Origin of the sequence: Arsenicicoccus sp. oral taxon 190 (assembly GCF_001189535.1) — a bacterium.
Classification (GTDB): Bacteria; Actinomycetota; Actinomycetes; order Actinomycetales; family Dermatophilaceae; genus Arsenicicoccus.
In genome coordinates this window covers 3,228,939-3,254,373 of sequence record NZ_CP012070.1, presented here as the reverse complement: position 1 = coordinate 3,254,373, position 25,435 = coordinate 3,228,939, and the positions used below count along the sequence as shown (strand labels likewise).

Sequence of the window (25,435 nt, the reverse complement as noted above, 5' to 3'; positions counted from 1 at the left end):
CGTGAGCTCCGGGCTCAGCGTGAGCTCCCGGCTCGGCGTGGGTCGAGGGGGGCGTCGCCGGTGGCGATCAGCGCGTCGGAGGCGACGATCAGCGCCTCGCAGGCGGCGATCAGCCGCGCGCGCACCGGCGCCGCGGCCTCGCTGATGGCGCGCTGCCGGCGCACGTGCTCGGCCTTGCCGTCCGCCGTCTCGATCGCGATGTTGGGCAACCCCAGCGACCCGGTGTCGTAGGGCGAGCTCATCATGTCGAGCAGCCTTGCCTCCCGGGCGATCTCGAAGCAGTCGAGCACCAGGTCGCCCGGTATCCCGGGGGCGAGCTTGAACGCCCACCGGTAGAGGTCCATCGCGCCGCCGTGCAGGCAGCCGGGCTGCTCGTGGCTCTGGATCGTGTCGCGAGTGGGCCGAACCACGTTGCGCCCCAACGCGTCCGGGGTGAAGAAGCGGTAGGCGTCGAAGTGGGTGCAGCGGATCTCGTGGGCCTCCACCACCTCGTCCGTCCCGGCGTGCCCCAGCCGCAGCGGCAGCGAGCCGTGCCGCACCTCGTCCTCGGGCTGGCGATAGACCATCGCCCACTCGTGCAGCCCGAAGCAGCCGAAGCGGGCCTCGCGCCCGTGCGTCGACGCCAGCAGCTCGCGGACGAACCTGACGGTGGCGCCACGCTTCTCGGCATACGACCCGACGTCGAGCGAGGTGAGCCCCCCGGAGGTGGCGTAGTAGGACCAGGCCGCGTGCTCCGGCGAATCCACCAGCGCCACACCAGGACCCGGGTGCCAGCGCGCGAGATGGCCTGGGCGGAGACCGTAGTACTCGAAGAGGAAGTCCTCGACCGGGTGCTTCTCCCCGCGGGCCCGTCGCGCAAGGTGCGCCGCGGTGGCCGCCTCGGCCCGCTCCCGGTGCGCGGCGGCGAGCGGCTCCCACTCGGCACGGGTCAGCACGATCACCCGCCGATCCTAGGTGCGGGCCGCGACGGTGGGACAATGCGGCGATGGACCCGCACCACGTCGAGACCATCGCGGAGAGGCGCATCCGGGAGGCCCAGGAGCGTGGGGAGCTCGACAACCTCCCCGGCGCCGGCAAGCCGCTGCCCAGCCTCGACCGGCCCTATCGCGAGGACTGGTGGATCAACGGGCTGATCGAGCGCGAGCAGCTCGACATGACGGGCGCGATGAACCCGACCATGGCGCTGCGCAAGGAAGCCCACGACATGCCGCAGACGCTGCGGGACGTCCCGCGCGAGGAGTCGGTGCGCGCGATCGTCGAGGACTACAACCGGCGCGTGAAGCTCGACCGGCTGCGCCCGGCGGCCGGTCCCCAGATGCCGCCCATCGCCAAGGTCCTCGACGTCGAGGAGCTGGTGGCCGTATGGCGCGAGCACCGCCGTCTCGCGGAGGCACAGGCCCGGCTGCGCTCGGAGGAGGAGCGGCGTGCGCGGGAGCAGGCCGAGGCCGACCGTCGCGCCGCCGTCTGGTGGCGCCGCATCCAGCGAACCTACCGCCGGTAGGAGTATCAGCCTGGGGAACGAAGGCCGGTCGATCCTTCCGCCGGGGGTAGGTTTGGGGGGTGCGTATCGCGAGATTCACCCTTGGGGAAGACCCGGCCTTCGGCGTCGTCGAGCAGGAGGGCGACGACCTCGTCGTCGCCCAGATCGGCGGCGACCCGATCTACCAGCAAATCGCCTTCACGGGACAGCGCTACCCGCTGGACGACGTCCGGCTGCTCGCGCCGGTGATCCCGCGTAGCAAGGTGGTCGGGATCGGGCGCAACTACGCCGACCACGCCAAGGAGATGGGCAACGACCTGCCCACGGAGCCGCTGATGTTCCTCGTCCCCAACACCGCCGTGTGCGGTCCGGGGGACCCGGTGCCGATGCTGGCGACCAGCAGCAACATCCACTACGAGGGTGAGCTCGCCGTGGTCATCGGCAAGATGGTGCGCAACGTCGAGCCCGAGCTCGCCATGGCGACGGTCTTCGGCTACACCTGCGCCAACGACGTCACGGCGCGGGACCACCAGAAGGCGGACGGGCAGTGGTCGCGGGCCAAGGGGTTCGACGGCTCCAAGCCGCTCGGCCCGTGGATCGAGACCGACCTGGACCCGAGCCGCCTGCGCCTGCAGACCCGCCTCGACGGCGAGACGGTGCAGGACGGGTCCACCGCGGACCTGATCTTCGACGTCGCCACGCTGATCTCCCATGTCTCCCAGTCGTTCACGCTGCTGCCGGGGGACGTGATCCTGACCGGCACACCGGCGGGCGTCGGGCCGGTGCAGGAGGGGCAGCGCGTCGACGTGGAGATCGAGGGGATCGGGACGCTGTCCAACCCCTTCGTCCGCGCCCGGTAGCCGCGCGCCGCCCCCACGCCGCCCCCCCACGCCGGCACCCCGCACTCCTTTGTCGGCGCCATTGGTCACCAATCGCGTCTCAGCCAACCTCTTGAACGATCCAGAACGTCATTGGTGACCAATGGCGGCGCGGGCAGCTACAGAGCGGCGAGCCACAGGCCGGCCGCGGCCGCCAGCACCGACACCACCAGCGTGCCCAACCCGTTGAGCAGGGCTGCCGCGGACCGGCCGTCGGCGGCCAGCCGGACCGTCTCCAGGCTGGCCGTCGAGAAGGTCGTGTAGCCGCCGCACACCCCGGCCCCCAGCGCCAGGGCCCAGCCCGCGCCCAGCGCGTGCCGGGCCGCCAGCCCGTAGACGAGCCCCAGCAGGGCGGAGCCGGTCACGTTGATCAGCACCGTGCCGACGGGGAAGCCGTCGGGAAAGGCCGACCGGGCGCGGGCCCGCACCCACCCGTCCAGGACGAACCTCAGCGCCGCCCCCACGCCGCCACCGACCGCGACCCCGAGGAAGACCAGCGGCGTCATGCCGGCTGCCTGCGTCCGAGAGCGGCCCCGCACCGGATGCCCGCGAGGCTCGCCACCGCCCCGAGCAGCACGGTGGCGAGGCCGTAGGCGATCGCCATACCGGCGTCGCCGCGCTGCAGGAGGCGCACCACGTCCAGCGCCAGGGTCGAGTAGGTCGTGAACCCGCCCAGCACGCCCGTGCCGAGCAGCAGCCGCGCCGCCCGTCGAGGGCCGCGGTCGGGCCCGGCGAGCAGCAGCCGCTCGAGCAGCAGCCCCAGCAGGAACGCCCCGACCACGTTGATCGCCAGCACGGCGGTGTCGATGCCGTCGGCGGGGAAGGCCAGCACCAGGGCCTCGCGCGTCGCCGCGCCGACGGCGCCGCCCGCGGCGACCAGGGCGGCATACCGGCCGTGCAGGTGCATGGGGCGGGCCGGCGAGGCGCCGAGGACGTCGACGTCGGGGTCCGGCGGCAGCACCGGCTCCGGGGCCCGATGACGCCGGTGCGGTGGGGGAGGGCTGGTAGGCATCGCCACCCATGATGCCTCCTCGCGGCCGATAGGCTGTGCCCACCATGACTGACGCTGCTCTCACCCCTGCCCGCACCCGCGTCGCCCCGTCGCCCACCGGCGACCCGCACGTGGGGACCGCCTACATGGCGCTCTTCGACCTCGCCTGGGCCCGCAAGACCGGTGGCCGGTTCGTCCTGCGGATCGAGGACACCGACCAGGCGCGCTACGTCGAGGGCAGCGAGCAGCAGATCTACGACACCCTCGGCTGGCTCGGGCTGTCCGCGGACGAAGGGCCGGACGTGGGCGGCCCCTACGCCCCCTACCGCCAGAGCGAGCGGCTCGACACCTACAAGCCGTATGTCGACCAGCTCGTCGAGGCCGGCCACGCCTACTACTGCTGGTGCTCGACCGAGCGGCTCGCGGAGATGCGGGACAAGCAGCAGAAGCTCAAGCTGCCCACCGGCTACGACCGCCTCTGCGTCGGCAAGACCCGCGAGGAGCGCGCTGCGCTGCCGGGATTCACCGACCGGCCCGTGGTGCGGATGCTCATCCCGGACGACGTCGAGACCCGCTTCGAGGACGTCATCCGCGGGTGGGTGAGCGCCCCCCGGCCGGACGACCAGGTGATCCTCAAGGCCGACGGCTTCCCGACCTACCACCTGGCCGTCGTCGTGGACGACCACCTCATGGGCATCACCACGGTGGTGCGCGGGGAGGAGTGGATCTCCTCGACCCCCAAGCACGTCCTGCTCTACCGGTGGCTCGGCTGGGAGGTCCCGCAGTTCGCGCACATGCCGCTGCTGCGCAACCCCGACAAGTCCAAGATCTCCAAGCGCAAGAACCCCGCCGCCCGGCTCACGTGGTTCCGCGAGGAGGGCTACCTGCCGGAGGCGCTGGTCAACTTCCTGCAGCTCGTGGGCTACCCCCCGGTCGCGGACGGTCAGGAGGTCAGCACCTTCGAGGAGTTCGTCGAGACGTTCGACTGGACCAAGGTCAACACCGTCGGCCCGATCTTCGACATGGACAAGCTCAACTGGCTCAACGGCCACTACATCCGGGCCCTGTCGCCCGAGGACCTGGCCGGGCGCATCGCTGCCCACCTCGTGCGCACCGGCGAGCTGCCGGGCGAGCCGACCCCCGAGCAGATGGACCTGGTCACGGCCGCCACCCCGCTGGTCCAGGAGCGCATGCAGCTGCTCAAAGAGGCCGGGCCGATGCTGGGCTTCCTCTTCGTCGCCGACGAGGAGCTGACCTTCGACCCCGACGCGGTCGCCGCGCTCAAGGACGACGCCCCGCAGGTGCTGGACGCCACGATCGCCGCGCTGGAGGGCCTGCACGACTTCACCGCCGAGCCGATTCAGGCGGCCCTGCGCGCCGCGATCGTCGACGGCCTCGGGATCAAGCCGAAGTTCGCCTTCGCCCCCGCCCGCGTCGCCGTGACGGGCCGCAGGATCTCCCCGCCGCTCTTCGAGTCCATGGAGATCCTCGGCCGGCACGCCACGCTGGCCCGGCTGCGCCGGCTCCGCGCGACCCTCTGATGAGCGGCACCCGCGCGCTGCTGCTGGACATTGACGACACCCTGCTCGACACCCGCGGGGCGATGAGCCGCGCCGCTGCGTCCGTGATCGGCGAGGTGTGGCCGGGCTCGGTGGAGCGGGCCGAGGAGCTGGGGCGGCGCTACCACGCCGACCCGGGCGGCTTCTTCGGCGGCTACACGCGGGGAGAGCTCACCTTCGAGGCGATGCGGGAGGCCCGGCTGCGCGAGGTGGCCGGTCACGCCGGGCTCGCATGGGCCGACACGAGCTTCGCCGAGTTCGAGGAGCGCTGGCCCGCCGCCTTCCGGGCCGGGACGACGGCCTTCGACGACGTGGAGCGGCTGCTGGAGCGCGCCCTCGTGGACGGTCTGCTGGTCGGGGCGCTGACCAACTCCTCGCAGAGCTTCACCGAGCTCAAGCTCGAGGCGGTCGGGCTGTCCGCAGCCTTCGGGGCGGTCGCCACCACCGACACCCTGGGCTACGGCAAGCCCCACCCGCGCGCATTCCACGAGGCGTGCCGGCTGCTCGGCTCGCAGCCGGGCGAGACCCTGTATGTCGGGGACGACCTCGCCGTCGACGCGCAGGCGGCGCAGGCCGCCGGCCTGCGGGGGGTGTGGCTCGACCGCCGCGGGGAGTGGGCCGGCGAGGACGTGGGGGTGGCCGTCGTGGCCTCGCTGGACGCGGTGGTGTGGTGAGGACGCGCGACCTGAGCGTGCGGCGCGCGATTTGAGCGCGGGGCGCTCGCTCCGGTAGAGTTCTCTCTTGGTTCGCCCGCGGGTCCGGACTCCTCGTCGAGGGTCCTGGTCACGGACGAATTCCCTTGGGGTATGGTGTAATTGGCAGCACGACTGATTCTGGTTCAGTTAGTCTAGGTTCGAGTCCTGGTACCCCAGCCAATCGGTGGACCGCTCTCGCGAGCGGACCTCGATTGGGAGGAACGCCCGGCTTAGGCTAGAGTTTCTCCTCGTTGCCCAGCGCCTCCCGGGACGTTGAGCGCAGAGTTTGCCCCCGTTGTGTAGTGGCCTAGCACGCCGCCCTCTCACGGCGGTAGCGCCGGTTCGAATCCGGTCGGGGGTACATCCATCAGCAGGCCCCCTCCCACCAGGGAGGGGGCCTGCTGCATGTGCGGCGCGGACGCTCCTGTGGTGGGCTGGACGTATGCCGAAGTTCCGCAACGATGCCGCCACGTTCGTCCGAGAGAGCCTCGAGGGGCTCGCGCTGTCGCAGCCCGGGCTCGCCCTCCTGCAGGACCGCACCACGGTGGTCCGCGCGGACCGGGTCGTCACCGACGAGACCCGAGCCACGGTGCCGGTCGCGGTGCTGTCGGGCGGCGGCGCCGGGCACGAGCCCGCGCACGCCGGTTTCGTCGCGCAGGGCATGCTCACGGCCGCGGTGAGCGGCGGTGTCTTCGCATCGCCCAGCGTCGACGAGGTGCTCGACGGCATACGCGCCGTGACGGGGGAGGCGGGCTGCCTGCTCGTCGTGAAGAGCTACACCGGGGACCGGCTCAACTTCGGCCTGGCCGCGCAGCTGGCTCGCGACGAGGGGCTCGACGTCGAGATGGTCGTCGTCGGCGACGACGTCGCCCTGGGCGACAGCGACAGCCACGCGGGCGCCCGTGGTCTCGCGGGGACGCTGCTCGTCCACAAGGTCGCCGGGGCCGCGGCCGACGCGGGCGAGACCCTGCAGCAGGTGCGCGACCGAGCCCAGCACGTCGCGGACCGCCTCGCCACGATGGGTGTGGCGCTCGGGCCGGGCACGCAGCCGGGGTCGGGGGAGCAGACCTTCGAGGTCGAGGAGGGCAAGGTCGAGCTCGGCCTCGGCATCCACGGGGAGCCCGGGGTCGCCCAGGTGCCCCACCGCCCGGCCGACGAGCTCGCCGAGGAGCTCGTGTCACGGATCGTGGACGCCCGGCCGGTGCCGGACGGCACGCCGGTCGTGCTGCTGGTCAACGGACTGGGAGGCACCCCGCCGGCCGAGCTCGCCGTCCTGGCCCGCGCGGCCGCCCGCGCCCTGGCGTCGCGGGGGATCGGGCTCTCCCGCGTCTACCAAGGGGCGGTGATGACCAGCCTGGAGATGGCCGGCGCCTCGCTCACCGTGCTGCCGGCGACCCCGGACGAGCTCGACCTGCTCGACCGCCCCACGGCCGCGCTGGCGTGGCCCGGAGCCGGCTCGGGTGCCGGGGCGGGAGCCGGGCAGCCCTCCGCGAGCTCGCAGGCCCCGGAGGTGCCCGTCCCCGCCGACCCGACGGCCGACGTCGACCCCGGTGAGGCCGACCCGCGCACCCGGGCCGCTGTCGACGCCGCCTGCCGGGCGCTGCTGGACGCCGAGCGGGAGCTCACCGAGCTCGACCGCGTCGTCGGCGACGGGGATCTCGGGGAGGCGCTGGCCCGCGGCGCGCGCGCCTGGCTCGACGAGCCGGTCGACGGCGAGGCCGCCTACCTGCTGCGCACCCTGTCGGCGCGCTTCCGGCGGGCCATCGGCGGGACCTCAGGACCCCTGTATGCCGCCGGCCTCATGGGGGCTGCCGGGGCCCTCGGCGACGGCGGGTCGTGGCCGGACGCACTCGGGGCCGCGGTCGAGGCGGTCCGCGACCTCGGGGGCGCGTCCCCCGGTGACGGCACGATGGTCGACGCGCTGGTCCCGGCCGCCGTGGCAGCCGCAGACGGCTGGGACGCGGTCCTCGCCGCCGCGCGGGAGGGCGCCGACGCCACCCGCGAAGGGGTGTCGCGCAAGGGGCGGGCGAGCTATGTGGGCGACCGCGCCAAGGGGCATCCCGACCCCGGTGCCGTGGCGGTGGCCACGTGGTTGACCGGCATACGGGACGAGGTCGACGGGCGGTGAGGGCCGCAGGAGGCGCGCTGTGACGCGGAACACGCACCTCGCCGATGGTCGCCTCGCGGGGGAGGGGGATCGTTGAAGCATCTACCGGCCACCCAGACCGGTGCTTCGACCCCCAAGGAGCGCCACCATGCGACGCAAGACCCTCGACACCGTGCTCTCGTCCTTCGGCCTCGTCCTCGCGGTCATCCTGCTGGTGGCAGGTGGCCTGCTGACCTGGGCCTCGTCCTTCGCCCAGGGGCAGGTGCACGACCAGCTCGCCGCGCAGAAGATCACGATGCCGTCCGGCAAGGCCATCGAGGACCCCGAGATCAAGCCCTACCTCGAGCAGTACGCCGGCCAGGAGATGACCACCGGGGACCAGGCCAAGGCGTTCGCCGACCACTACATCCTCGTGCACATGAACAAGTCCTCCCAGGGCCGCACCTACGAGGAGGTCTCGGGCGAGTTCATGAAGAAGTCCAAGGACCCCGCCGCGGACAAGGCCGAGGTGGCCAAGCTCGGCGAGCTGCGGCAGAGCTTGTTCATGGGCAACGCGCTGCGCTCGATGCTGCTCACCGCGTACGCCTTCGGCACCATCGGCCTCATCGCCAAGATCGCCTCGTTCGTGGCCTACGTCGGGGGCGTGCTCATGCTGCTCCTCGGCGCCCTGGGGCTGCGCCACGCCAAGCGCGCGGGAGACGCCATGGTGTGACGGCCTCGGCCGTGACAACCCCGACAGTCCCGACGACGTGGGCGGTTCTGGTCGCCATACGGCCCGAACCGTCCACGATCGCGGGAGGATGAGCAGGGCCCCGACGAAGGGATGACGCATGACCTTCCACGACGCCTACCGACGCAAGCTGGTCGGGGCGCACGACGCCGTCTCGGTCGTCCGCGACGGCGACACGATCGTCGTCCCGACCGGGGTGGGCGAGCCGCCGACCCTGCTCGAGGCGCTGTCGGACCGGCGCACCGAGCTCACCGACGTGAGGGTCGAGCAGATCCTGCCGCTGCGGCCGTTCGGCTACCTCGACCCGGAGACCCGGCAGCACGTGCGGCACAACGCCTACTTCCTCGGCGCGCCGACCCGCACGGGCGCCCAGGAAGGGTGGATCCGCACGCGCCCCAGCTACTTCTCCGAGATGCCGGCGCTGATCCGCGAGGGGCTCTTCCCCGCTGACGTGGTCTTCGCGATGGCGTCGGAGATGGACGAGCACGGCTACTTCTCGCTGGCCCTGGCGCCCGACTACACGATGGCGGCGGTGTCGCGCGCCCGGGCCGTGGTGCTCGAGGTCAACCCGCAGGTGCCCTACGCCTTCGGCGACTGCCACGTGCACCTCGACCAGGTGGCCGCGATCGTCGAGGACGAGCGTCCGCTGACCGCCGTGGGGCTGCCCGAGATCGGCCCGGTGCAGCAGGCCATCGGTGCGTATGTCGCGGACCTCATCCCCGACGGGGCGACGATCCAGATCGGCTTCGGGGCGATACCGGACGCCGTGGTCATGCAGCTCACCGACCGCAAGGACCTCGGCGTGCACACCGAGATGATCGGCGACGGCATCCTGACGCTGGTCGAGGCCGGCGTGGTCACCAACCGCCTCAAGACGGCCTTCCCGCACAAGAGCGTCGCGACCTTCGCGCTCGGCTCGGAGCGGCTCTACCGCTGGATGCACCGCAACCGCGGCCTCGAGATGCACCCCGTCGACGTCACCAACGACCCCTACCTGGCCGGGTCCAACGACCTGCTCCACACGATCAACGCGACCGTGGAGATCGACTTCCTCGGCCAGTGCTGCTCGGAGTCCATCGGCTACGTGCCCTACTCGGGCACCGGGGGGCAGTCCGACTTCGTGCGCGCGGCCAACCGGTCGCGCGGCGGCAAGTCCTTCATCGTGACGCCGTCCACGGCCAAGGGCGACACGATCTCCCGCATCGTGCCGACGCTCAAGCCGGGCGCCCACGTCAGCACCTCCAAGAACGACGTGAGCTACGTCGTGACGGAGTACGGCGTCGCCCAGCTGCGGGGCAGGACCAACGCCGAGCGCGCCGAGGCGCTGATCGCGATCGCACACCCGCGGTTCCGGGAGGAGCTGGGGGTCGCCGCCCAGGAGATGCGCATCCTCTAGCCCGGCCCGGGTGCGGGCACCCGCGCGGCCCCGTCTCGGTGCCACAGCGCGGTCGCAGATCCGACGCCAGGGGGACGTCTGACGTCGGATCTGCGACCACTCCGGGCGGGCGGGTCGGCGGCAAACGGCTGGGCCCTGGGTGAGGCCGTATGCCGCGCGCTGCTGCGGACTCGCCTCCGTCGCAGATCTTCGAGTAGCAACCCGAAGATCTGCGAGGAGCGTGAGGGACGCCGGCAGTCAGCGGTCCGAGACCAGCCGCAGCAGCTCGTCCCACGTGGCCACCTTGACGCGCTCCCGGCCCTCGCCGCGGCCGAGCTCGATCTCGGCCGCGTCGATGGCGCGCCAGTCGTCCAACGTGCTGGGTCGGTGGCCGCGGGCGCGCAGCACCGGACCGATCCCGTCGCGCACCGTGGTGGGGGAGCCGGCCGCGCGCAGGTCGGCGAGCAGGTGGCCCACCGTCTGGGCGGCGTCGGACTTGTTGGTGCCGATGACGCCGATGGGGCCACGCTTGACCCAGCCGGTGCAGTACTCCCGGGGCTGCGGCACGCCGTCCAGGTCCACGACCCGGCCCTCGACGTTGGGGATCACGGCGCGGGTGCCGTCGAAGGGCACCTCGGGCAGCGGGCTGCCGCGGTAGCCCACGGCGCGCAGGACCAGCTGCACGTCCAGCGTGGTGAGCTCGCCGGTGCCCACGACGCTGCCGTCCGGCTGCAGGCGGGTGTGCTCGACGGTCAGGCCACCGACCCGGCCGTCCGCCCGCGTCAGCTCCACCGGCCGCGCGTAGAACTGGAAGTGCAGCCGGCGAGCGCCGTCGCCCCCTGCCTGCGCCGTCGAGCACTCCTGCAGGATCGCGACGTTGGCGCGGGTGCGGCGGTCGAGCGCGGCGTCATCGATCCCGTCGAAGGCCCCCGCCGACACGCTGACCGTGACCCCGGGCGTCGCCACGAGCTCGCGCAGCTCCTTGGTGGTGTAGCTCGCGTGCTGCGGCCCCCGCCGCCCGACGATCCAGACGTCCCGCACCGCACTCCGGTCCAGCTCGTCGAGCACCGGGCCGGGCATGTCGGTGGGACGCAGCGAGCCCGCCTGCTTCAGCAGCACCCTGGCCACGTCGACGGCGACGTTGCCGACCCCCACCGTCGCGACCGCCGTCACCCCGTCGAGCGGCTGGGGACGGGCGTCGGGGTGGCCGCCATACCAGGCCACGAACTCCCGAGCCGACCGGCTGCCCGCAAGGTCCTCCCCGGGCACGCCCAGGTGGACGTCCTCGCTGGCCCCGACCGCGTAGACCACCGCGTCGTAGGCGTCCAGCAGCTCGGACCGGGTGACGTCCGGGCCGAGCTCGACCAGGCCCCAGAAGGTGACCCGGTCGAGCTCGAGCACCCGGGCGAGGGTCGTCGCGACGGAGCGGATGCCCTCGTGGTCCGGGGCCACGCCGTAGCGCAGCAGCCCGAACGGCGTCGGCATCCGGTCCAGCAGGTCCACCTGCACGGGCAGCTCGTCCTGACCGGCCAGGGCCGCGGCGGCGAACAGCCCGGCGGGACCGGCCCCGACGACGGCGACGCGTCTGGTGCGCTCGTGGGCAGCCATGGCAGGAGTCTGCCCGATCAGCCTCGCAGCTCCGGGAAGTCGTCCTCGTGGAAGTCACCGTCGGGACGGGCGTCCTGCGCGGCATACGCGACCTGCTCGGCGTGCCGCAGCTCGACGCGACGGATCTTGCCGGAGATGGTCTTGGGCAGCTCGTGGAAGGACAGGCGACGGATCCGCTTGTAGGGCGCCAGGTTGGCCCGGGAGTGCCGGAAGATCTCGCGCGCGGTGTCGGCGCTCGCCTCGACGCCCGGAGCGAGCACGACGACGGCCTTGGGCACCGCGAGGCGCACCGGGTCCGGCGAGGGCACCACGGCGGCCTCGGCGACGAAGTCGTGCTCCAGCAGCACCGACTCGAGCTCGAACGGCGAGATCCGGTAGTCCGAGGCCTTGAAGACGTCGTCGGCGCGCCCGACGTAGGTGAGGTAGCCGTCCTCGTCGATGCTCGCCACGTCGCCGGTGTGGTAGTAGCCGCCCCGCATGACCTCGGCGTTCTTCTCGGGGTCGCCGTTGTAGCCGACCATCAGGCCGAGCGGCCGGTGCGCCAGGTCGAGGCAGATCTCGCCCTCCGGCACGCCGACCTCGCCGGTCGCGGGGTCGACGAGCCGCACGACGTAGCCCGGCGAGGGCCGCCCCATGGCGCCCGGCTTGACCGGCTGGCCGGGGGAGTTGGACACCGCGAGCGTGGTCTCGGTCTGCCCGAACCCGTCCCGGACGGTGGCCCCCCACGCCCGCTCGACCTGCTCGATGACCTCGGGGTTGAGCGGCTCCCCGGCGCCGACCACCTTGGTCGGGGGCGTGCGCAGCGACCCGAGGTCGGACTGGATCAGCATGCGCCACACCGTCGGTGGTGCGCAGAAGCTGGTCACGCCGCAGCGGTCCATGTGGTGCATCAGCGCCGCCGCGTCGAATCGCGTGTAGTTGTAGATGAACACGCAGGCCTCGGCATTCCACGGCGCGAAGACGTTGGACCACGCGTGCTTGGCCCAGCCGGGCGAGGAGATGTTGAGGTGGATGTCGCCGGGCTCCAGGCCGATCCAGTACATCGTCGTCAAGTGCCCGATGGGGTAGGACGCCTGCGTGTGCTCGACGAGCTTGGGCTTGGAGGTCGTCCCCGACGTGAAGTAGAGGAGCATCGACTCGTCGCCGCGGGTGGTCACCTCCGGGGTGAAGGTCGCTGCCGCGTCATGGGACTCGCCGTATGCCGCCCACCCGTCCACGGGGTCGCCGACCGCCACCTTGCCGTAGTCGCCCGCGACGCCCTCGAAGATGCCGGTGCCCTGCGAGCGGACGATCGCGTGCTGGGCGCCCCCGCGCTCGATGCGGTCCCGCACGTCGGCGGGCCCGAGCAGGGTGGTCGTCGGGATGATGACGGCGCCCAGCTTGATGCAGGCCAGCATCGACTCCCACAGCTCGACCTGGTTGCCGAGCATGATGATCACGCGCTCGCCCCGCCGCACGCCCTGCTCCCGCAGCCAGGTCGCCACCTGCGCCGAGCGCCGCGACATCTCCGCGAACGAGATCTTCGCCTCCGAGCCGTCCTGCTCGACGATCCACAGGCAGGGCTTGTCGTTGCCCTGCGCGATCTGGTCGAACCAGTCCAGCGCCCAGTTGAACTCGTCGATCTGCGGCCACGTGAAGCGGTCCTTCGCGGCGGCGTAGTCCGTGCGCAGGCCCAGCAGCAGGTCGCGCGCCTCGCGGAAGGTCTCGGTCGCAGCGGTCATCGTCTCTCCTCGTCGAGTCGGATGTAGGGCGGGAAGCCTGGGACGAACGTAGGACGGGAGAGCGAGGGGTGGGGGGAACGAATCGTTGAGCGGTCGGCGTGGTCCGCCGGACGGAGGACAATCTCCCTCAGGGAGGTCAGAGGGAGGAGGTGCGGCGCAGGATCTCGGTCAGCTTGTTGGCGCCCGCGACCACCGTCGCGGCGTGCAGCCGCCCCGGCTGGCGCGAGATGCGCTCGATGGCGCCGGAGATCGACACGGCGGCGACCACGCGGCCGGACGGGCCGCGGACCGGGGCGGACACGGACGCGACGCCGAGCTCACGCTCGCTGACGCTCTGGGCCCACCCGCGGCGGCGTACGCCCGAGAGCGTGGTGGCCGTGAACTTCGCGCCCTGCAGGCCGCGGTGGAGCCGGTCGGGCTCCTCCCACGCGAGCAGGACCTGGGCGGCCGAGCCGGCGAGCATGGACAGCGAGGCGCCGACCGGGATGGAGTCGCGCAGCCCCATCGGGCGCTCGGCCGCGGCCACGCAGATGCGGTGGTCGCCCTGGCGGCGGAAGAGCTGGGCGCTCTCGGAGGTGTGGTCCCGCAGCGCGCCCAGCACGGGGCCGGCGGCGGCGAGGAGCCGGTCCTCGCCGGCGGCGCTCGCGAGCTCGCCGAGGCGGGGGCCGAGGACGAAGCGGCCCTGCATGTCGCGCGAGACGAGACGGTGGTGCTCCAGGGCCACGGCCAGGCGGTGGGCGGTCGGCCGGGCGAGGCCCGTGGCCGAGACGAGCTGGGCGAGCGTGGCCGGGCCGGCCTCGAGCGCTCCGAGCACGACGGCGGCCTTGTCCAGCACGCCGACTCCAGAAGTGGTGTCCATAGTCTGATACTGCCGTCTCGGAGCCTGAGACGCAAATCCGTGGCGCCCGGAGATGCGCAAGCCTGCCATCCCGGTGGGCGTCGCGCCCATCGTGCCCAGCTCGTTCGCGTCCGGACCGACGGTCCCGGCGGGCCGGTCGACCCCAGTCACGGAGGAACCTCATGAGCGGCACCCTTGCCGAGAAAGTGTGGGAGCAGCACGTCGTCCGCCGCGCGGAGGGCGAGCCCGACCTGCTCTACATCGACCTGCACCTGCTGCACGAGGTCACCAGTCCGCAGGCCTTCGACGGGCTGCGCCTCGAGGGGCGCACCGTGCGCCGTCCGGACCTGACCCTGGCGACCGAGGACCACAACGTCCCCACCACACCGGGCCCGATCACCGATCCGGTGAGCCTGACCCAGGTGCAGACTCTACGCCGCAACTGCGAGGAGTTCGGCATCCGGCTCTACCCCATGGGTGACGCCGAGCAGGGGATCGTGCACGTGGTCGGCCCCCAGCTGGGGCTGACGCAGCCCGGCATGACCGTCGTCTGCGGGGACTCCCACACGTCCACCCACGGCGCCTTCGGGGCGCTCGCCTTCGGCATCGGCACCTCCGAGGTCGAGCACGTCCTCGCGACCCAGACGCTGCCGCTCAAGCCCTTCCGCACGATGGCGATCACCGTCGACGGCGAGCTGCCCGACGGCGTCACCGCCAAGGACGTCATCCTCGCGGTCATCGCCGAGATCGGCACCGGGGGCGGGCAGGGCTACGTGCTCGAGTACCGCGGGTCCGCCATACGCAGCCTCTCCATGGAGGCGCGGATGACCATCTGCAACATGTCGATCGAGGCCGGCGCCCGCGCGGGGATGATCGCCCCCGACGAGGTGACCTTCGACTTCCTGCGCGACAAGCCCCACGCGCCGCAGGGCGCGGAGTGGGACGCCGCGGTCGAGGCGTGGTCGGCGCTGCGCAGCGACGACGACGCGACCTTCGACGCCGAGGTGACCATCGACGCGAGCACGCTCAGCCCCTACGTGACCTGGGGGACCAACCCCGGCCAGGGGCTGCCGCTCTCGGCGAGCGTCCCCGACCCCGAGCAGCTCGGGGACGACAACGACCAGGCGGCCGCGCAGCGGGCCCTGGACTACATGGGCCTGCGAGCCGGCCAGCCGCTCAAGGAGATCGCGGTCGACACCGTCTTCGTCGGCTCGTGCACCAACGGGCGCATCGAGGACCTGCGCGAGGTCGCCTCCGTCCTGCGCGGGCGCCACGTCGCCGAGTCCGTGCGGATGCTCGTCGTCCCCGGCTCCGCCCGGGTGCAGCTGCAGGCCGAGGCCGAGGGCCTGGACCAGGTCTTCACCGACGCCGGGGCCGAGTGGCGCCTGCCCGGCTGCTCCATGTGCCTCGCCATGAACCCCGACAAGCTCGCCCCGGGGGAGCGCAGCGCCTCGACCTCCAACCGCAACTTCGAGGGGCGCCAGGGCACGGGTGGGCGCACCCACCTGGTGTCGCCGGCCGTGGCCGCCGCCACCGCCGTCCGCGGCACCCTGTCCAGCCCCGCCGACCTCTGAGGAGCCACCATGGACGCCTTCACGACGCACACCGGCGTGGGAGTCCCGCTGCGCCGCAGCAACGTCGACACCGACCAGATCATCCCGGCGGAGTACCTCAAGCGGGTGACCCGCACCGGCTTCGAGGACGGCCTCTTCGCGGCCTGGCGCAGCGACCCCACCTTCGTGCTCAACCAGCGGCCGTATGCCGCCGGCTCCGTCCTCGTCGCCGGACCCGACTTCGGCACCGGCTCGTCACGCGAGCACGCGGTGTGGGCGCTGATGAACTACGGCTTCCGCGTGGTCATCTCGTCCCGCTTCGCCGACATCTTCCGGGGCAACAGCGGCAAGGCGGGGCTGCTGACGGCGGTCGTCTCGCAGGCGGACGTGGACCTGCTGTGGAAGCTCCTCGAGACCCAGCCCGGCACCGAGGTCACCGTCGACCTCGGCTCCAAGACGATCACGTGCGGGGACGTCGTCGCGCCCTTCGAGGTGGACGACTACATCCGATGGCGGCTGCTGGAGGGGCTCGACGACATCGGCCTGACCCTGCGCCACGAGGACACGATCGCCGACTTCGAGCGGCGCCGACCGGCCTACCTGCCCACCACCATCACCCGGACGGCCTAACGCCACGCCCGGTGGCGGACAACGGATCTCGGGTGCCGGGCCCGGGCGGTGGGTCCCGGCCGGTGCCGTGCCGGGGGTGGCTGCGGCGGGTCGGTTGCTCCTACCGCGGCATGCTCGCGTCGATGGTGCTTGCCGCTGCACTCGTCTGAGCCGCACGGTTTTTCGTGGCTCGCTGCGGCTCGGGTGAGGCGGCTGTCGGCGCCGGGCGGTCGGGGGTGACGTCCGGGCGCACGGCGGCGGGATCGCAGCGGTCATGCCCAAAGTCCTTGCCCCGCAACCGGTCCAGGTTTGACAAACCGTGGACGCGGCGACTCATTTTCCCTACCGTCGATGCCAGGTCGAAGGTCGGTGCGGCACCAGGCTGCAGCGTCACCCTCGCCTGGGACGACCGGCAGTCCGCCGGGCGCACATCGGGATTCGTGGAGGCATCGTGAACAAGGCAGACCTGCTCGACGCCCTCGAGGGTCGACTCGGCAGTCGCAAGGCCGCATCCGACGCGGTCGAGGCCATCGTGGACGTCATCATCCGTGAGGTGGCCAAGGGAGGGTCGGTCGGCATCACCGGCTTCGGCACCTTCGAGCGCGCCGCGCGGGCCGCCCGCACCGGTCGCAACCCGCGCACGGGCGAGACGGTCCGGATCAAGAAGACCAACGTCCCGAAGTTCCGCCCGGGCACGCAGTTCAAGGACGTCGTCTCCGACCCCAAGAAGCTCCCCAAGAGCGGTGTCGCCGGCGCCCGCGCCAACTCCGCCTCCGCCCTCGGCTCGCCCGCGGCCACGACCACCACAGCCACCACGGCCAAGGCCACGGCGGCCAAGCGGGGCACGAGCAAGACGGCCGCCGCGGCGACCACGAAGCGCGCCGCCAAGAGCACCACCGCGAGCACCGCCAAGAAGGCGACGGTCAAGAAGGCGACGGCCGCAAAGTCCGCCGCCAAGAGCACCGCCGCCAAGAGCACCGCGAAGAAGACCTCGGCCGCCAAGGTCGCGACGCCGCGCCCCGCGTCCCGCTCGACCAAGAAGGCCACGCCCAAGAAGTGACGTCGCACGGCACCGCGAGGGGGCGCCACCACCGCCCGCCGCACCCCGACCTCGCCCCTCGTCGAGAGGCGACAGATCGGGGTCATCCCGCCGCCACAACCCCCAGGTGTCGCCTCTCGACGACCGGAGGGCAAAGATGGGGCGGGGCGGCAGGAGGCCGGTGGCGCCCCCTCGCGGCGTCCTGACCGGGACCACCCTGCGAGCCGCGACCACAGCGTGGCGCGCCCGTCGGGGATGATGCGCGGGTGACGATCGGGACCATCCTGGGCGCGCTGGCCCGGATCCTCCCGGTGGTCGCCTTCCTCCTCGCCATCACGGTGGTGGCCGAGCTGTGCGAGCGCGCGGGCGTCTTCGACGTGGTGGGGCACCAGGTGGCCCGGCAGGGACGGCACCGGACCTGGCTGGTGTGGCTGCTCTTCGCGGGCTTCGCGGTCGTCTGCACCGCCGTCCTGTCGCTGGACACGACCGCGGTGCTGCTCACGCCGGTGGGGCTGGCCCTGGCACGCCAGATCGGGGTGCGGCCGCGCCCCTTCGCCCTGACCACCTTGTGGGTGGCCAACACCGGGTCGCTGCTGCTGCCGGTGTCCAACCTCACCAACCTGCTCGCCCTGCAACGCCTGCAGTCGGAGGGCGTCGGCCACGCCCGCTACCTGCGGCTCGCGCTCGGCCCGGGGCTGGTCAGCATCGCGGTGACGCTGCTGCTCGTGGCCCTGCTGCACCATCGCGACCTGCGCTCGACCTACTCGATCGACCCGCCCGCGGCCCCGCACGACCGGGTGCTGCTGCGGATCGCCACGGGGGTCTGCCTGCTCGCCGGGCCGGGTTTCGCCGCGGGGCTCGAGCCGTGGGTCGTCGCCACGGTCGGGGCGGCCGTGCTGGCCGCCGCCACCGCGTGGCGCCACCCCGCCGCGCTCCGCGGGCTGCAGCTGCCGTGGGCCATGGTCGCGGGCTTCGCGGTGCTGACGACCGTGGTGGCCTGGGCCCACCAGGCCGGTCACCTGGACCCGCTGGTCGCGCTGGCCGGGTCGGGCGGCTCGACCGGCGACCTGCTGCGCGTGGCCGGCGTCACCGCGGTCAGCGCCAACGTGGTCAACAACCTGCCGGCCTACCTCGCGCTGGAACCTGCCGGGGCCGGCGACCCGACCCGGCTCATGGCCGTGCTCGTCGGCGCCAACGTGGGCCCGCTCGTCACGCCCTGGGCCTCGCTCGCCACCCTGCTGTGGCTGCAGCGCTGCCGGTCGGCGGGGGTGCGCTGGCGGCTCGGGCGGCTCGCGCTGGCCGGGGCGGTCTGCGCCGTCCTCGCGGTGGCCGCGTCAGCCGCGACGCTGGGCGTGCTCCGCGGGTGAGCGGTCCGGCTCGCCCAGCGACAGGACCATGGCCGTATGCCGCCCCACCCCCAGGCGGGCCACCCGCCGCAGGGCGGCCCGGTCGTCCACGTCCAGGCGGAGCCGGTCGGGCAGGTCGACCAGCGTGGTGAGGTCGGTGGCACGCTCGCCGTGGCGCGCCGCCGAGCCGGGCCCGAAGGCGGGCTCCAGCAGACGCCCCGGGGCCGCCGTCAGCAGCACCGTGCCGGTGCCGTCGAGGTCCGGGACGTATCCGCGCTCGACCGAGGCCGCGGCGGTGAGGGCGGCGGTGAGGTCGTCCGGGTGCAGGCCCGGCACGTCGCCGAGGAGGGCGGCGACCCCGGGTGCCGCGCCACCGAGCTCGGCGGCGCGGGACACGGCATACGCCTCGCCGGCGCGCAGCGCCGCGTCCAACCCGCCGCCCGGGTCCTCGACGACCTCGGCCCCCCAGGTGCGCGCGTGGGCTGCGAGCGCGGCGTCGGGGGTGACTACGACGACGGCGGCGGCACCGACGCAGTGCCGCGCGGCGTTGATGGTGTCCAGCGCGATGGCCATGGCGAGCAGGTTGCGGGAGACGCCGTCCGGCGGCTCGAGGCGGGACTTGCCACGGACGGTGTCCTTCACGGGCACGACGATCCGCCAGGGGAAGGGGTGGGGGCTGGGGTGATCGGACATCGGTGGCATCCTCGCAGGCGCGGCGCGCCCGGCCCAAAGGTCGACAGCACGCGGACGCTCGGCGATCATGGCGGGTGCGGGTCAGCCGGCCGGGTCCTCCCGGCCGCTCGTCGATCGGGAGGAGCACCGTGGGCCGACAGCCGAAGGTGCGGCTGCCGTGGGCCTACCGGGTCTGCGTCGCCATCGCCAAGTCCGGGGTCGTCCCGCTGGTCCGACGGGACTGGCGCGGCGCCGAGCACCTGGACCGGCCCGGCGGGGTGGTCGTCTGCGGCAACCACCTGTCTCACCTGGACTTCCTGATGCTCGCGCACTTCCTCTACGACAACGGCCGGCCACCGTTCTTCCTCGCCAAGGACGCCGCCTTCCGGGTGCCCTTCTTCGGTTGGCTGATCACCAAGGCCCAGCAGATCCCCGTCTACCGCAACACCGGACGGGCCGTGGAGGCCTACCGCGCCGCGATCGCGGCGATCCGGGCCGGTCGCACCGTCCCGATCTACCCCGAGGGCACCATCACCCGCGACCCCCAGATGTGGCCGATGACCGGCAAGACCGGCGCCGCGCGGATCGCGCTGGAGACCGGCTGCCCCGTGATCCCGGTGGCGCAGTGGGGCATCCAGGAGGTCATGGCCCCCTACTCCGGGCGGCTGCGGCTGTGGCCGCGGCGCACCGTCCACGTCCTCGCCGGGCCCCCGGTGGACCTGGACGACCTGCAGGGTCAGCCCGTCACCGGGGAGGTCGTGCGGGAGGCCACCGACCGGATCATCGCCGACATCGTGCGGCTCCTGGAGGAGCTGCGCGGAGAGCCCGCCCCCGCCGAGAGGTACGACCTGCGCAGGCGGGGGAGCGCCTCGTGAGCAGCGCCACGCGATCCCGGGTCGCGGTGCTCGGGACCGGCAGCTGGGGCACCGCCTTCTCCACGATCCTCGCCCACGCCGGCAACGACGTGGTGATGTGGGGCCGCCGCAGCGAGGTCACCGACGAGATCCGCGAGCGCCACACCAACGCGCAGTACCTCCCCGGGCTGCGGCTGCCCGAGGAGATCACCGCGACCAGCGACGTCGCCGAGGCCGTGTCCGACGCGGCCGCGGTCATCCTCGCGGTGCCCTCGCAGAGCCTGCGCGCCAACCTGGAGACCTGGGCCCCGTCGCTCCCCGCAGGGGCGGCATACGTGTCGTTGATGAAGGGGATCGAGCTCGGGACCGGCAAGCGGATGTCGGAGGTCATCAGCGAGGTCGGCGGGGTCCCGGCCGAGCAGGTCGCCGTCGTGACCGGGCCCAACCTGGCCCGGGAGATCATCCGCCGGGACCCGGCGGCCAGCGTCGTCGCGTCCTCCTCGCGCGAGACGGCCGAGCGGGTGGCGCACCACTGCGCCACCCCCTACTTCCGGCCCTACACCGAGACCGACGTGGTCGGGTGCGAGCTGGGCGGCGCCACCAAGAACGTCGTCGCGCTCGCCGTCGGCATGGCCGAGGGCCTCGGGCTCGGGGACAACTCCAAGGCGTCGATCATCACCCGCGGCCTGGCCGAGACGACGCGCCTCGGCGTGCGGCTCGGGGCGGACCCGCTGACCTTCTCCGGCCTGGCCGGGGTCGGCGACCTCATCGCCACCTGCATGTCCCCGCTGTCGCGCAACCACTCGTTCGGGGTCAAGCTGGGGCAGGGGATGACGGTGGAGGAGGTCGTCACCGAGACCCGTCAGGTTGCCGAGGGCGTCAAGTCCGCCGAGTCGATCCTGGAGCTCGCCCGCTCGGTCGGCGTGGACATGCCGATCGTCGAGCAGGTCGCGGCGGTCGTGCACGACGGGCGGGACCCGCAGGAGGTCGTCACCGCCCTGATGTCCCGCGCCCGCAAGTCTGAGCGCCGCTGACCCGGGCTGGTCCGGGCCTTCACGGGTCTTCTCGCGCCTTTTCGGGCTGCGACGGTCCGCGTCAGGCGAGCGCGTCCAGCGCCTGCCGCAGGTCGGCCCAGAGGTCCTCGACGTCCTCGATCCCGACCGACAGCCGCACGAGATCCTCGGGCACGACGGCGGGTTCGTTGGCGTGGCGGCGGCGTCGCTCCAGCAGCGACTCCACGCCGCCGAGGCTCGTCGCGTGGGTCCACAGCCGGGTGCCGCGGCTCAGCGCGTCCGCCCGGGCGACGCTGCCGACCTCGACCGACACGATCGCCCCCCACCCCGGGTAGCGCACCCGGGTCACCGCCGGGTGCGCGCCCAGCCGCTCGGCGAGGACGCGGGCGTTGTCGCCGGAGCGTTCCACCCGCAGCGCCAGCGTGCGGATCCCGCGCAGCGCCAGCCAGGTCTCGTGCGGCCCCGGCACCCCGCCGGTCAGGGTGCGGTGGGTGTGCAGCCGCTCCTCGATCGCGGCGTCCCGGGTGACGGTGGCGCCGAGGAGCACGTCGGAGTGACCGGCGAGGTACTTCGTGGCCGAGTGCACCACCACGTCGACCCCCAGGTCGAGCGGCTGCTGCAGGATCGGCGTGGCAAAGGTGTTGTCGCAGACCGAGATCGCGCCGTGCGAGCGCGCCACGTGCGCGACCGTCGCCACGTCGGCGACGACCAGCAGCGGGTTGGTCGGCGACTCGAGCCACACCAGGTCGGCGCCGCGGGTGGCCCGGGCGACGGCGCTCGCGTCCGAGGGGTCGACCCGCCGCACCTCGGCCAGTCGGCCGGTGGCCACCCAGGAGTCCAGCAGCGAGACCGTGGTGTTGTAGGCGCCGTCGGGCGCCACCACCACCCCGCCGTGGGGGGCGAGGTCGAGCGCGGCGCAGACCGCGGCCATCCCGCTCGCGAAGGCCAGCGCCGAGCCGCCCTCGAGCGACCCCAGCGTCTCCTCGAACGCGTCCCAGGTCCGGTTGCCCACCCGGGCGTAGAGCCGGTCCCCGCCGGCGACATAGGTCGTGGACAGCTCCAGCGGCGGGTTGACCGGGGCCCCGGGCGCGTGGGGCGGCCGCCCCAGGGCGACGGCGCGGGTGGCGGGGGACCAGTGATCGGACATGACGTCACCGTATGCCGCCCGCCCGTCCACCGGCACCCGGTGCCCGGGGCTCAGGACGGGCGGGCCCGGTAGTGGTAGCGGTGGTGCCGGCGCCACCCCAGCGCGTCGTAGAGGCCCACGGCGGGGGCGTTGGCCTGCAGCACCTGCAGGTAGCCGAACCGTGCCCCCCGCCCGGTGGCCTCCCGGGTCAGCTCGCCCATGGCCCGCCGCCCCACCCCGGCGCCCCGGGCCGGCGGGTCGACGACGAGCTCGGTCAGGCCGGCCCAGTCGTCGGTGACGACCAGCCGCGCCCGCGCGACGAAGCGACCCTGCGCCCGCAGCGTCAGGTAGCGGGCCGGGCAGGCCGTGATCACCTCGACCGCCCGCGGGTGGCGCCCGTGCAGCGGGCTCTCGGGGCCCAGCCACTCCTGGTCCGGGTCGTCGGCCCAGCGGGCCTCCAGGTCGCCGAGGGGCGCCGGCCGCGCGCCCCGCAGGTCGGTCACGAAGGTGAAGGTCGGCGTGACGACCTGGTAGCCCCGCTCGGCGAGGACTGCGTCCACCGGCCCGGCGGGGTCGTCGGGGCCGGTGAGGGGGTAGGCGAGCTGGAAGCGTGGGGGGAGGCCGCGGTCGGCATACCAACGCTCCACCTGCTCGACGGCGGTGGTCGCCGGCAGGCCCGGGTCCCCGGCGACCAGCGCGGAGTTGGCGCGACCGGTGTAGCCGGCGCCCTCGCGCAGCACCCATCCGCCGAGCCGCTCCTGGCCGAGGCCCGGCCAGCCGCGGGCCGCCAGACGCTCGACGTCCTCGACGGAGGAGGTCAGCCGCACGACGCGGCGCGGGACGGCCCGCACCGCCAGCACATCAGCGACCTCGATCACCTGGGCGGGGCGGTCCTCGGGCAGCAGCGCCCAGGTGGCCGCGTCGGCCGCGACGAGCGTGCCCACGACGTCCCGGGCCCCGGGGCCGCCGGTGGGGGAGGCGGGGGTGCGCAGGCGGACGGCATACCGCCGCCCGAGGTGCACGGCGGGGAGGGTCATGGCGCCCACCCTCTCACGCCCCCGCCGGCGACCGGCGGGGGCGCGGGTGGCGTCAGCCGAGCGGCACCCGGACGTAGGACAGGACGTCCCGGGAGCCCTCCTTGACCTTGGTGTCGACGGTGACCTTGAGGTAGTCGTCGGCGGCGTCGGACCCGTCGACGGTGATGCGGTGCAGGTTGGGTGCGGGGGTGGTGAGCCCGTAGCGCTGCAGCCACACCGACCCGGGGGCGAGCGGGTAGTCGTCGTTGTAGCGGTGCGAGTCGCCGTCGAAGAGGTAGCTGGCGCCGGCGAACTGGTTGGACTCCTCGGTCAGCGCCTTGATGACCGGGATGAAGGCGTTGTTCTCCTCGAGCTTCCACCCGTCGTAGGTGGGGTCGAACATGTCGGCCTGCAGGGCGATGACCACGGCGTTGGCGCGGGTGCGGCGGGCCTCGTCGTAGGCCCGGTGGATCTGGGTGACGGCGGCCGCGGTGCGGTCCACGGCGTCGGCCAGCTGGGCCGGGGTCGGCCCGGTCTTGCCCGTCCACGGCGCGAAGCTGTTGTTGGACCCGACCACGTGGGCGGTGGCGAACTGCACGCCGGCGCGGGACCACAGGACGTTCTCCGGGAAGCCGATGGCGGTCTGCGGGTTGACGGCCATGGGGTGCTTGCCGAGGGTCTGGCCGGGCTGCGGGAAGAACGTGCGCCGGATCGTCGCGAGGCGCTCGAGCGGGTCGTAGGCGCCGTTGTTGGGGCGGTGGCAGTCGGTCCACTCGTTGTCGCCGGGGGTGTAGACCAGCGGGTCCTCGAACCGGTCGAACTGCCCCTTGACCCAGCGGAAGTAGTCGTCGGAGCAGACCGTGGAGCCGTTCTTGATGTCGCCCACGTGGATGACGAGCCGGACGTCGCGGTCGGCGTTGATCCGGTCCACGTCCTGGGGGAACCTCGCGATCTTGGCCGCGCCGTATGGCGTGTCCCCGATCACCGCGAAGGTGTAGCCGTCGTCGCGGCCCTTGTGGCGGCCGTGGTCGTGGTCGCCGGCCAGGGCGGGGGCGGTCAGGCTCAGGGTGAGGGTGGCGGCGCCGAGACCGGCGACGACGAGGCGGGTGCGCATGGGGGCCTCCAGGGAGTGCGGGACGGATGCCCCGCATGCTCTCCCCGGCGGGTGACGCGGGGACGACGCGCAGGCGACCGGGCGACCAACACTGCGGGCGGAACGCGCTGCCGTCAGTCCAGCACGAGGGCGGGGCGGTCCGGGGTGGCCAGGGTGAGCACCGCCTCCTCGACGAGGGGGTGGGTGCGCAGCTCGTCGCCGAGCCGGTCCAGCACCGTGGCGACGTCGTGCTCGGGGGCGTCGCCGGCCAGGTCCACGGCAGCGACGAGGAAGACCCGCTCGGGGCCGACCCACTCCAGGTGCAGGTAGGTGACCCGCTCGATCTCCGGGTGGTCCAGCAGGGCTCGCAGCGCCCGGTGGCGCATGTCGGGGGAGACCGTCTGGCCGGTCAGGAAGTCCCGGTTGCGGTCGATGAGGAAGACGGCGACGACGCCGAGCAGGACCCCGACGAGGATGGAGCCGACGGCGTCCCACACGGGGTTGCCGGTGAGCTCGTGGAGCAGGATGCCGAGGCCGGCGATCACGATGCCGATCAGCGCCGCGGTGTCCTCGGCGACCACGGCCCGCAACGTGGGGTTGGGGGTGCCCCAGACGTAGCGCAGGGCCGAGACGCCGCGCGCCTTTGCCTCGGCGCGGGTCTGGCGCATCGCCTGCAGCCAGGAGATCCCCTCGAGGACGAAGGCGACCCCGAGGACGGCGTAGGCGAGCAGGTAGTCGGTCTCGGCCTCGCCGGCCTGCAGCGAGGTGATGCCGTGCCAGATCGAGACCACCGACCCGGCCGTGAAGAGGCCGAAGGCCGCGAACATCGACCACACGTAGGCCTCGCGGCCGTAGCCGAGCGGGTGGGACTTGTCGCGGGGCCGGCCGGACTTGCGCTCGGCCAGGAGCAGGAAGATCTCGTTGCCCGCGTCGGCCCAGGAGTGGGCGGCCTCGGCGACCATCGAGGCCGAGCCCGTGATCACGGCCACGACGCTCTTGGCGACGGCGATGAGGGCGTTGGCGCCGAGGGCCACCAGGACGGTCAGGAGGCTCTCGCCGCCCTTGCTCTCTCCGCCGGGGCGCTCGGCGGTGGGCGTGCTGCTGCTGGAGTCGGTCACCGGCCCATTGTGCG

General features: G+C 73.3%; 24 protein-coding genes and 2 tRNA genes. 15 read left to right on the top strand and 11 right to left on the bottom strand.

What is annotated here, in order from left to right; all coding sequences use genetic code 11:
- Positions 1 to 14 precede the first annotated feature (14 nt).
- Positions 15 to 941: a hypothetical protein gene (locus tag ADJ73_RS15170; RefSeq protein WP_050348961.1), complete on the bottom strand. Its 927-nt coding sequence runs from the start codon at positions 939 to 941 to the stop codon at positions 15 to 17.
- Between the two features lie 44 nt (positions 942 to 985).
- Between ADJ73_RS15170 and ADJ73_RS15165 the strand changes: the two genes are divergently transcribed.
- A complete protein-coding gene (locus ADJ73_RS15165) occupies positions 986 to 1,501 on the top strand; it encodes a J-domain-containing protein (protein WP_082177045.1) in 516 nt (171 codons plus the stop codon).
- Positions 1,502 to 1,560: 59 nt separating this feature from the next.
- The gene (locus tag ADJ73_RS15160; RefSeq protein ID WP_050348960.1) at positions 1,561 to 2,340 is read left to right on the top strand and encodes a fumarylacetoacetate hydrolase family protein; all 780 of its coding nucleotides are present in this window, start codon (positions 1,561 to 1,563) and stop codon (positions 2,338 to 2,340) included.
- Positions 2,341 to 2,477: 137 nt separating this feature from the next.
- Here the strand turns inward: ADJ73_RS15160 and crcB are convergent, their stop codons facing one another.
- Positions 2,478 to 2,864, bottom strand: a complete 387-nt coding sequence (crcB, locus tag ADJ73_RS15155) for a fluoride efflux transporter CrcB (protein ID WP_050348959.1) — start codon at positions 2,862 to 2,864, stop codon at positions 2,478 to 2,480.
- Positions 2,861 to 3,370, bottom strand: a complete 510-nt coding sequence (locus tag ADJ73_RS15150) for a CrcB family protein (RefSeq protein ID WP_253272604.1) — start codon at positions 3,368 to 3,370, stop codon at positions 2,861 to 2,863. Before ADJ73_RS15150 ends, crcB begins: the two co-directional genes overlap by 4 nt.
- A gap of 44 nt (positions 3,371 to 3,414) precedes the next feature.
- Between ADJ73_RS15150 and gltX the strand changes: the two genes are divergently transcribed.
- From gltX to ADJ73_RS15115, 7 genes are all read left to right on the top strand, one after another.
- Positions 3,415 to 4,890 (top strand): glutamate--tRNA ligase, encoded by a 1,476-nt coding sequence (gene gltX / locus ADJ73_RS15145; RefSeq protein ID WP_050348958.1) that lies wholly within the window; start codon positions 3,415 to 3,417, stop codon positions 4,888 to 4,890.
- A complete protein-coding gene (locus ADJ73_RS15140; RefSeq protein ID WP_050348957.1) occupies positions 4,890 to 5,582 on the top strand; it encodes an HAD family hydrolase in 693 nt (230 codons plus the stop codon). The genes gltX and ADJ73_RS15140 overlap by 1 nt, the downstream gene beginning before the upstream one ends.
- Before the next feature lie 126 nt (positions 5,583 to 5,708).
- Positions 5,709 to 5,783: transfer RNA gene (locus ADJ73_RS15135), tRNA-Gln, on the top strand.
- 108 nt (positions 5,784 to 5,891) lie between these two features.
- Positions 5,892 to 5,964: transfer RNA gene (locus ADJ73_RS15130), tRNA-Glu, on the top strand.
- An 81-nt stretch (positions 5,965 to 6,045) separates the two neighbouring features.
- The gene (locus ADJ73_RS15125) at positions 6,046 to 7,731 is read left to right on the top strand and encodes a dihydroxyacetone kinase family protein (protein ID WP_050348956.1); all 1,686 of its coding nucleotides are present in this window, start codon (positions 6,046 to 6,048) and stop codon (positions 7,729 to 7,731) included.
- Positions 7,732 to 7,858: 127 nt separating this feature from the next.
- The gene (locus ADJ73_RS15120; protein WP_050348955.1) at positions 7,859 to 8,422 is read left to right on the top strand and encodes a hypothetical protein; all 564 of its coding nucleotides are present in this window, start codon (positions 7,859 to 7,861) and stop codon (positions 8,420 to 8,422) included.
- A 118-nt stretch (positions 8,423 to 8,540) separates the two neighbouring features.
- Positions 8,541 to 9,836, top strand: a complete 1,296-nt coding sequence (locus ADJ73_RS15115; protein ID WP_050348954.1) for an acetyl-CoA hydrolase/transferase family protein — start codon at positions 8,541 to 8,543, stop codon at positions 9,834 to 9,836.
- A gap of 237 nt (positions 9,837 to 10,073) precedes the next feature.
- On the opposite strand, the gene ADJ73_RS15110 is transcribed toward ADJ73_RS15115, so the two are convergent.
- The 3 genes from ADJ73_RS15110 to ADJ73_RS15100 all read right to left on the bottom strand — a co-directional run bounded on the left by ADJ73_RS15110 (position 10,074) and on the right by ADJ73_RS15100 (position 14,003).
- Positions 10,074 to 11,423 (bottom strand): FAD-dependent oxidoreductase, encoded by a 1,350-nt coding sequence (locus tag ADJ73_RS15110; protein ID WP_050348953.1) that lies wholly within the window; start codon positions 11,421 to 11,423, stop codon positions 10,074 to 10,076.
- A gap of 17 nt (positions 11,424 to 11,440) precedes the next feature.
- Entirely contained in the window at positions 11,441 to 13,144 is a 1,704-nt protein-coding gene (locus ADJ73_RS15105) for an AMP-binding protein (RefSeq protein ID WP_050348952.1), read from the bottom strand.
- A gap of 136 nt (positions 13,145 to 13,280) precedes the next feature.
- On the bottom strand, positions 13,281 to 14,003 hold the full coding sequence (locus ADJ73_RS15100) for an IclR family transcriptional regulator (protein ID WP_050348951.1): 723 nt from the start codon (positions 14,001 to 14,003) through the stop codon (positions 13,281 to 13,283).
- Positions 14,004 to 14,164: 161 nt separating this feature from the next.
- Here ADJ73_RS15100 and leuC point away from each other — a divergent pair, with 161 nt between their 5' ends.
- The 4 genes from leuC to ADJ73_RS15080 all read left to right on the top strand — a co-directional run bounded on the left by leuC (position 14,165) and on the right by ADJ73_RS15080 (position 18,550).
- A complete protein-coding gene (gene leuC / locus ADJ73_RS15095; protein ID WP_050348950.1) occupies positions 14,165 to 15,556 on the top strand; it encodes a 3-isopropylmalate dehydratase large subunit in 1,392 nt (463 codons plus the stop codon).
- A gap of 9 nt (positions 15,557 to 15,565) precedes the next feature.
- Positions 15,566 to 16,165 (top strand): 3-isopropylmalate dehydratase small subunit, encoded by a 600-nt coding sequence (gene leuD / locus ADJ73_RS15090; RefSeq protein WP_050348949.1) that lies wholly within the window; start codon positions 15,566 to 15,568, stop codon positions 16,163 to 16,165.
- A 430-nt stretch (positions 16,166 to 16,595) separates the two neighbouring features.
- Positions 16,596 to 17,204 carry an HU family DNA-binding protein gene (locus ADJ73_RS15085; RefSeq protein ID WP_050348948.1) on the top strand — a complete coding sequence of 203 codons (609 nt, stop codon included), beginning with the start codon at positions 16,596 to 16,598 and terminating at the stop codon, positions 17,202 to 17,204.
- A 245-nt stretch (positions 17,205 to 17,449) separates the two neighbouring features.
- On the top strand, positions 17,450 to 18,550 hold the full coding sequence (locus tag ADJ73_RS15080) for an SLC13 family permease (RefSeq protein WP_050348947.1): 1,101 nt from the start codon (positions 17,450 to 17,452) through the stop codon (positions 18,548 to 18,550).
- Here ADJ73_RS15080 and cofC read toward each other — a convergent pair.
- A complete protein-coding gene (cofC, locus tag ADJ73_RS15075) occupies positions 18,518 to 19,222 on the bottom strand; it encodes a 2-phospho-L-lactate guanylyltransferase (protein ID WP_050348946.1) in 705 nt (234 codons plus the stop codon). The genes ADJ73_RS15080 and cofC overlap by 33 nt on opposite strands.
- Before the next feature lie 128 nt (positions 19,223 to 19,350).
- Between cofC and ADJ73_RS15070 the strand changes: the two genes are divergently transcribed.
- Positions 19,351 to 20,076 carry a lysophospholipid acyltransferase family protein gene (locus ADJ73_RS15070; protein ID WP_050348945.1) on the top strand — a complete coding sequence of 242 codons (726 nt, stop codon included), beginning with the start codon at positions 19,351 to 19,353 and terminating at the stop codon, positions 20,074 to 20,076.
- On the top strand, positions 20,073 to 21,089 hold the full coding sequence (locus tag ADJ73_RS15065) for an NAD(P)H-dependent glycerol-3-phosphate dehydrogenase (RefSeq protein ID WP_050348944.1): 1,017 nt from the start codon (positions 20,073 to 20,075) through the stop codon (positions 21,087 to 21,089). Before ADJ73_RS15070 ends, ADJ73_RS15065 begins: the two co-directional genes overlap by 4 nt.
- 61 nt (positions 21,090 to 21,150) lie before the next feature.
- Here the strand turns inward: ADJ73_RS15065 and ADJ73_RS15060 are convergent, their stop codons facing one another.
- The 4 genes from ADJ73_RS15060 to ADJ73_RS15045 form a co-directional block, all read right to left on the bottom strand.
- Positions 21,151 to 22,215 (bottom strand): trans-sulfuration enzyme family protein, encoded by a 1,065-nt coding sequence (locus tag ADJ73_RS15060; RefSeq protein ID WP_050349508.1) that lies wholly within the window; start codon positions 22,213 to 22,215, stop codon positions 21,151 to 21,153.
- A gap of 50 nt (positions 22,216 to 22,265) precedes the next feature.
- Positions 22,266 to 23,231, bottom strand: coding sequence for a GNAT family N-acetyltransferase (locus ADJ73_RS15055; protein WP_050348943.1), 966 nt, complete (start codon positions 23,229 to 23,231; stop codon positions 22,266 to 22,268).
- Between the two features lie 52 nt (positions 23,232 to 23,283).
- Entirely contained in the window at positions 23,284 to 24,324 is a 1,041-nt protein-coding gene (locus tag ADJ73_RS15050; protein ID WP_050348942.1) for a metallophosphoesterase, read from the bottom strand.
- A gap of 113 nt (positions 24,325 to 24,437) precedes the next feature.
- Complete coding sequence (locus ADJ73_RS15045; RefSeq protein ID WP_050348941.1) at positions 24,438 to 25,421, bottom strand: cation diffusion facilitator family transporter; 984 nt, start codon at positions 25,419 to 25,421, stop codon at positions 24,438 to 24,440.
- Positions 25,422 to 25,435 lie beyond the last annotated feature (14 nt).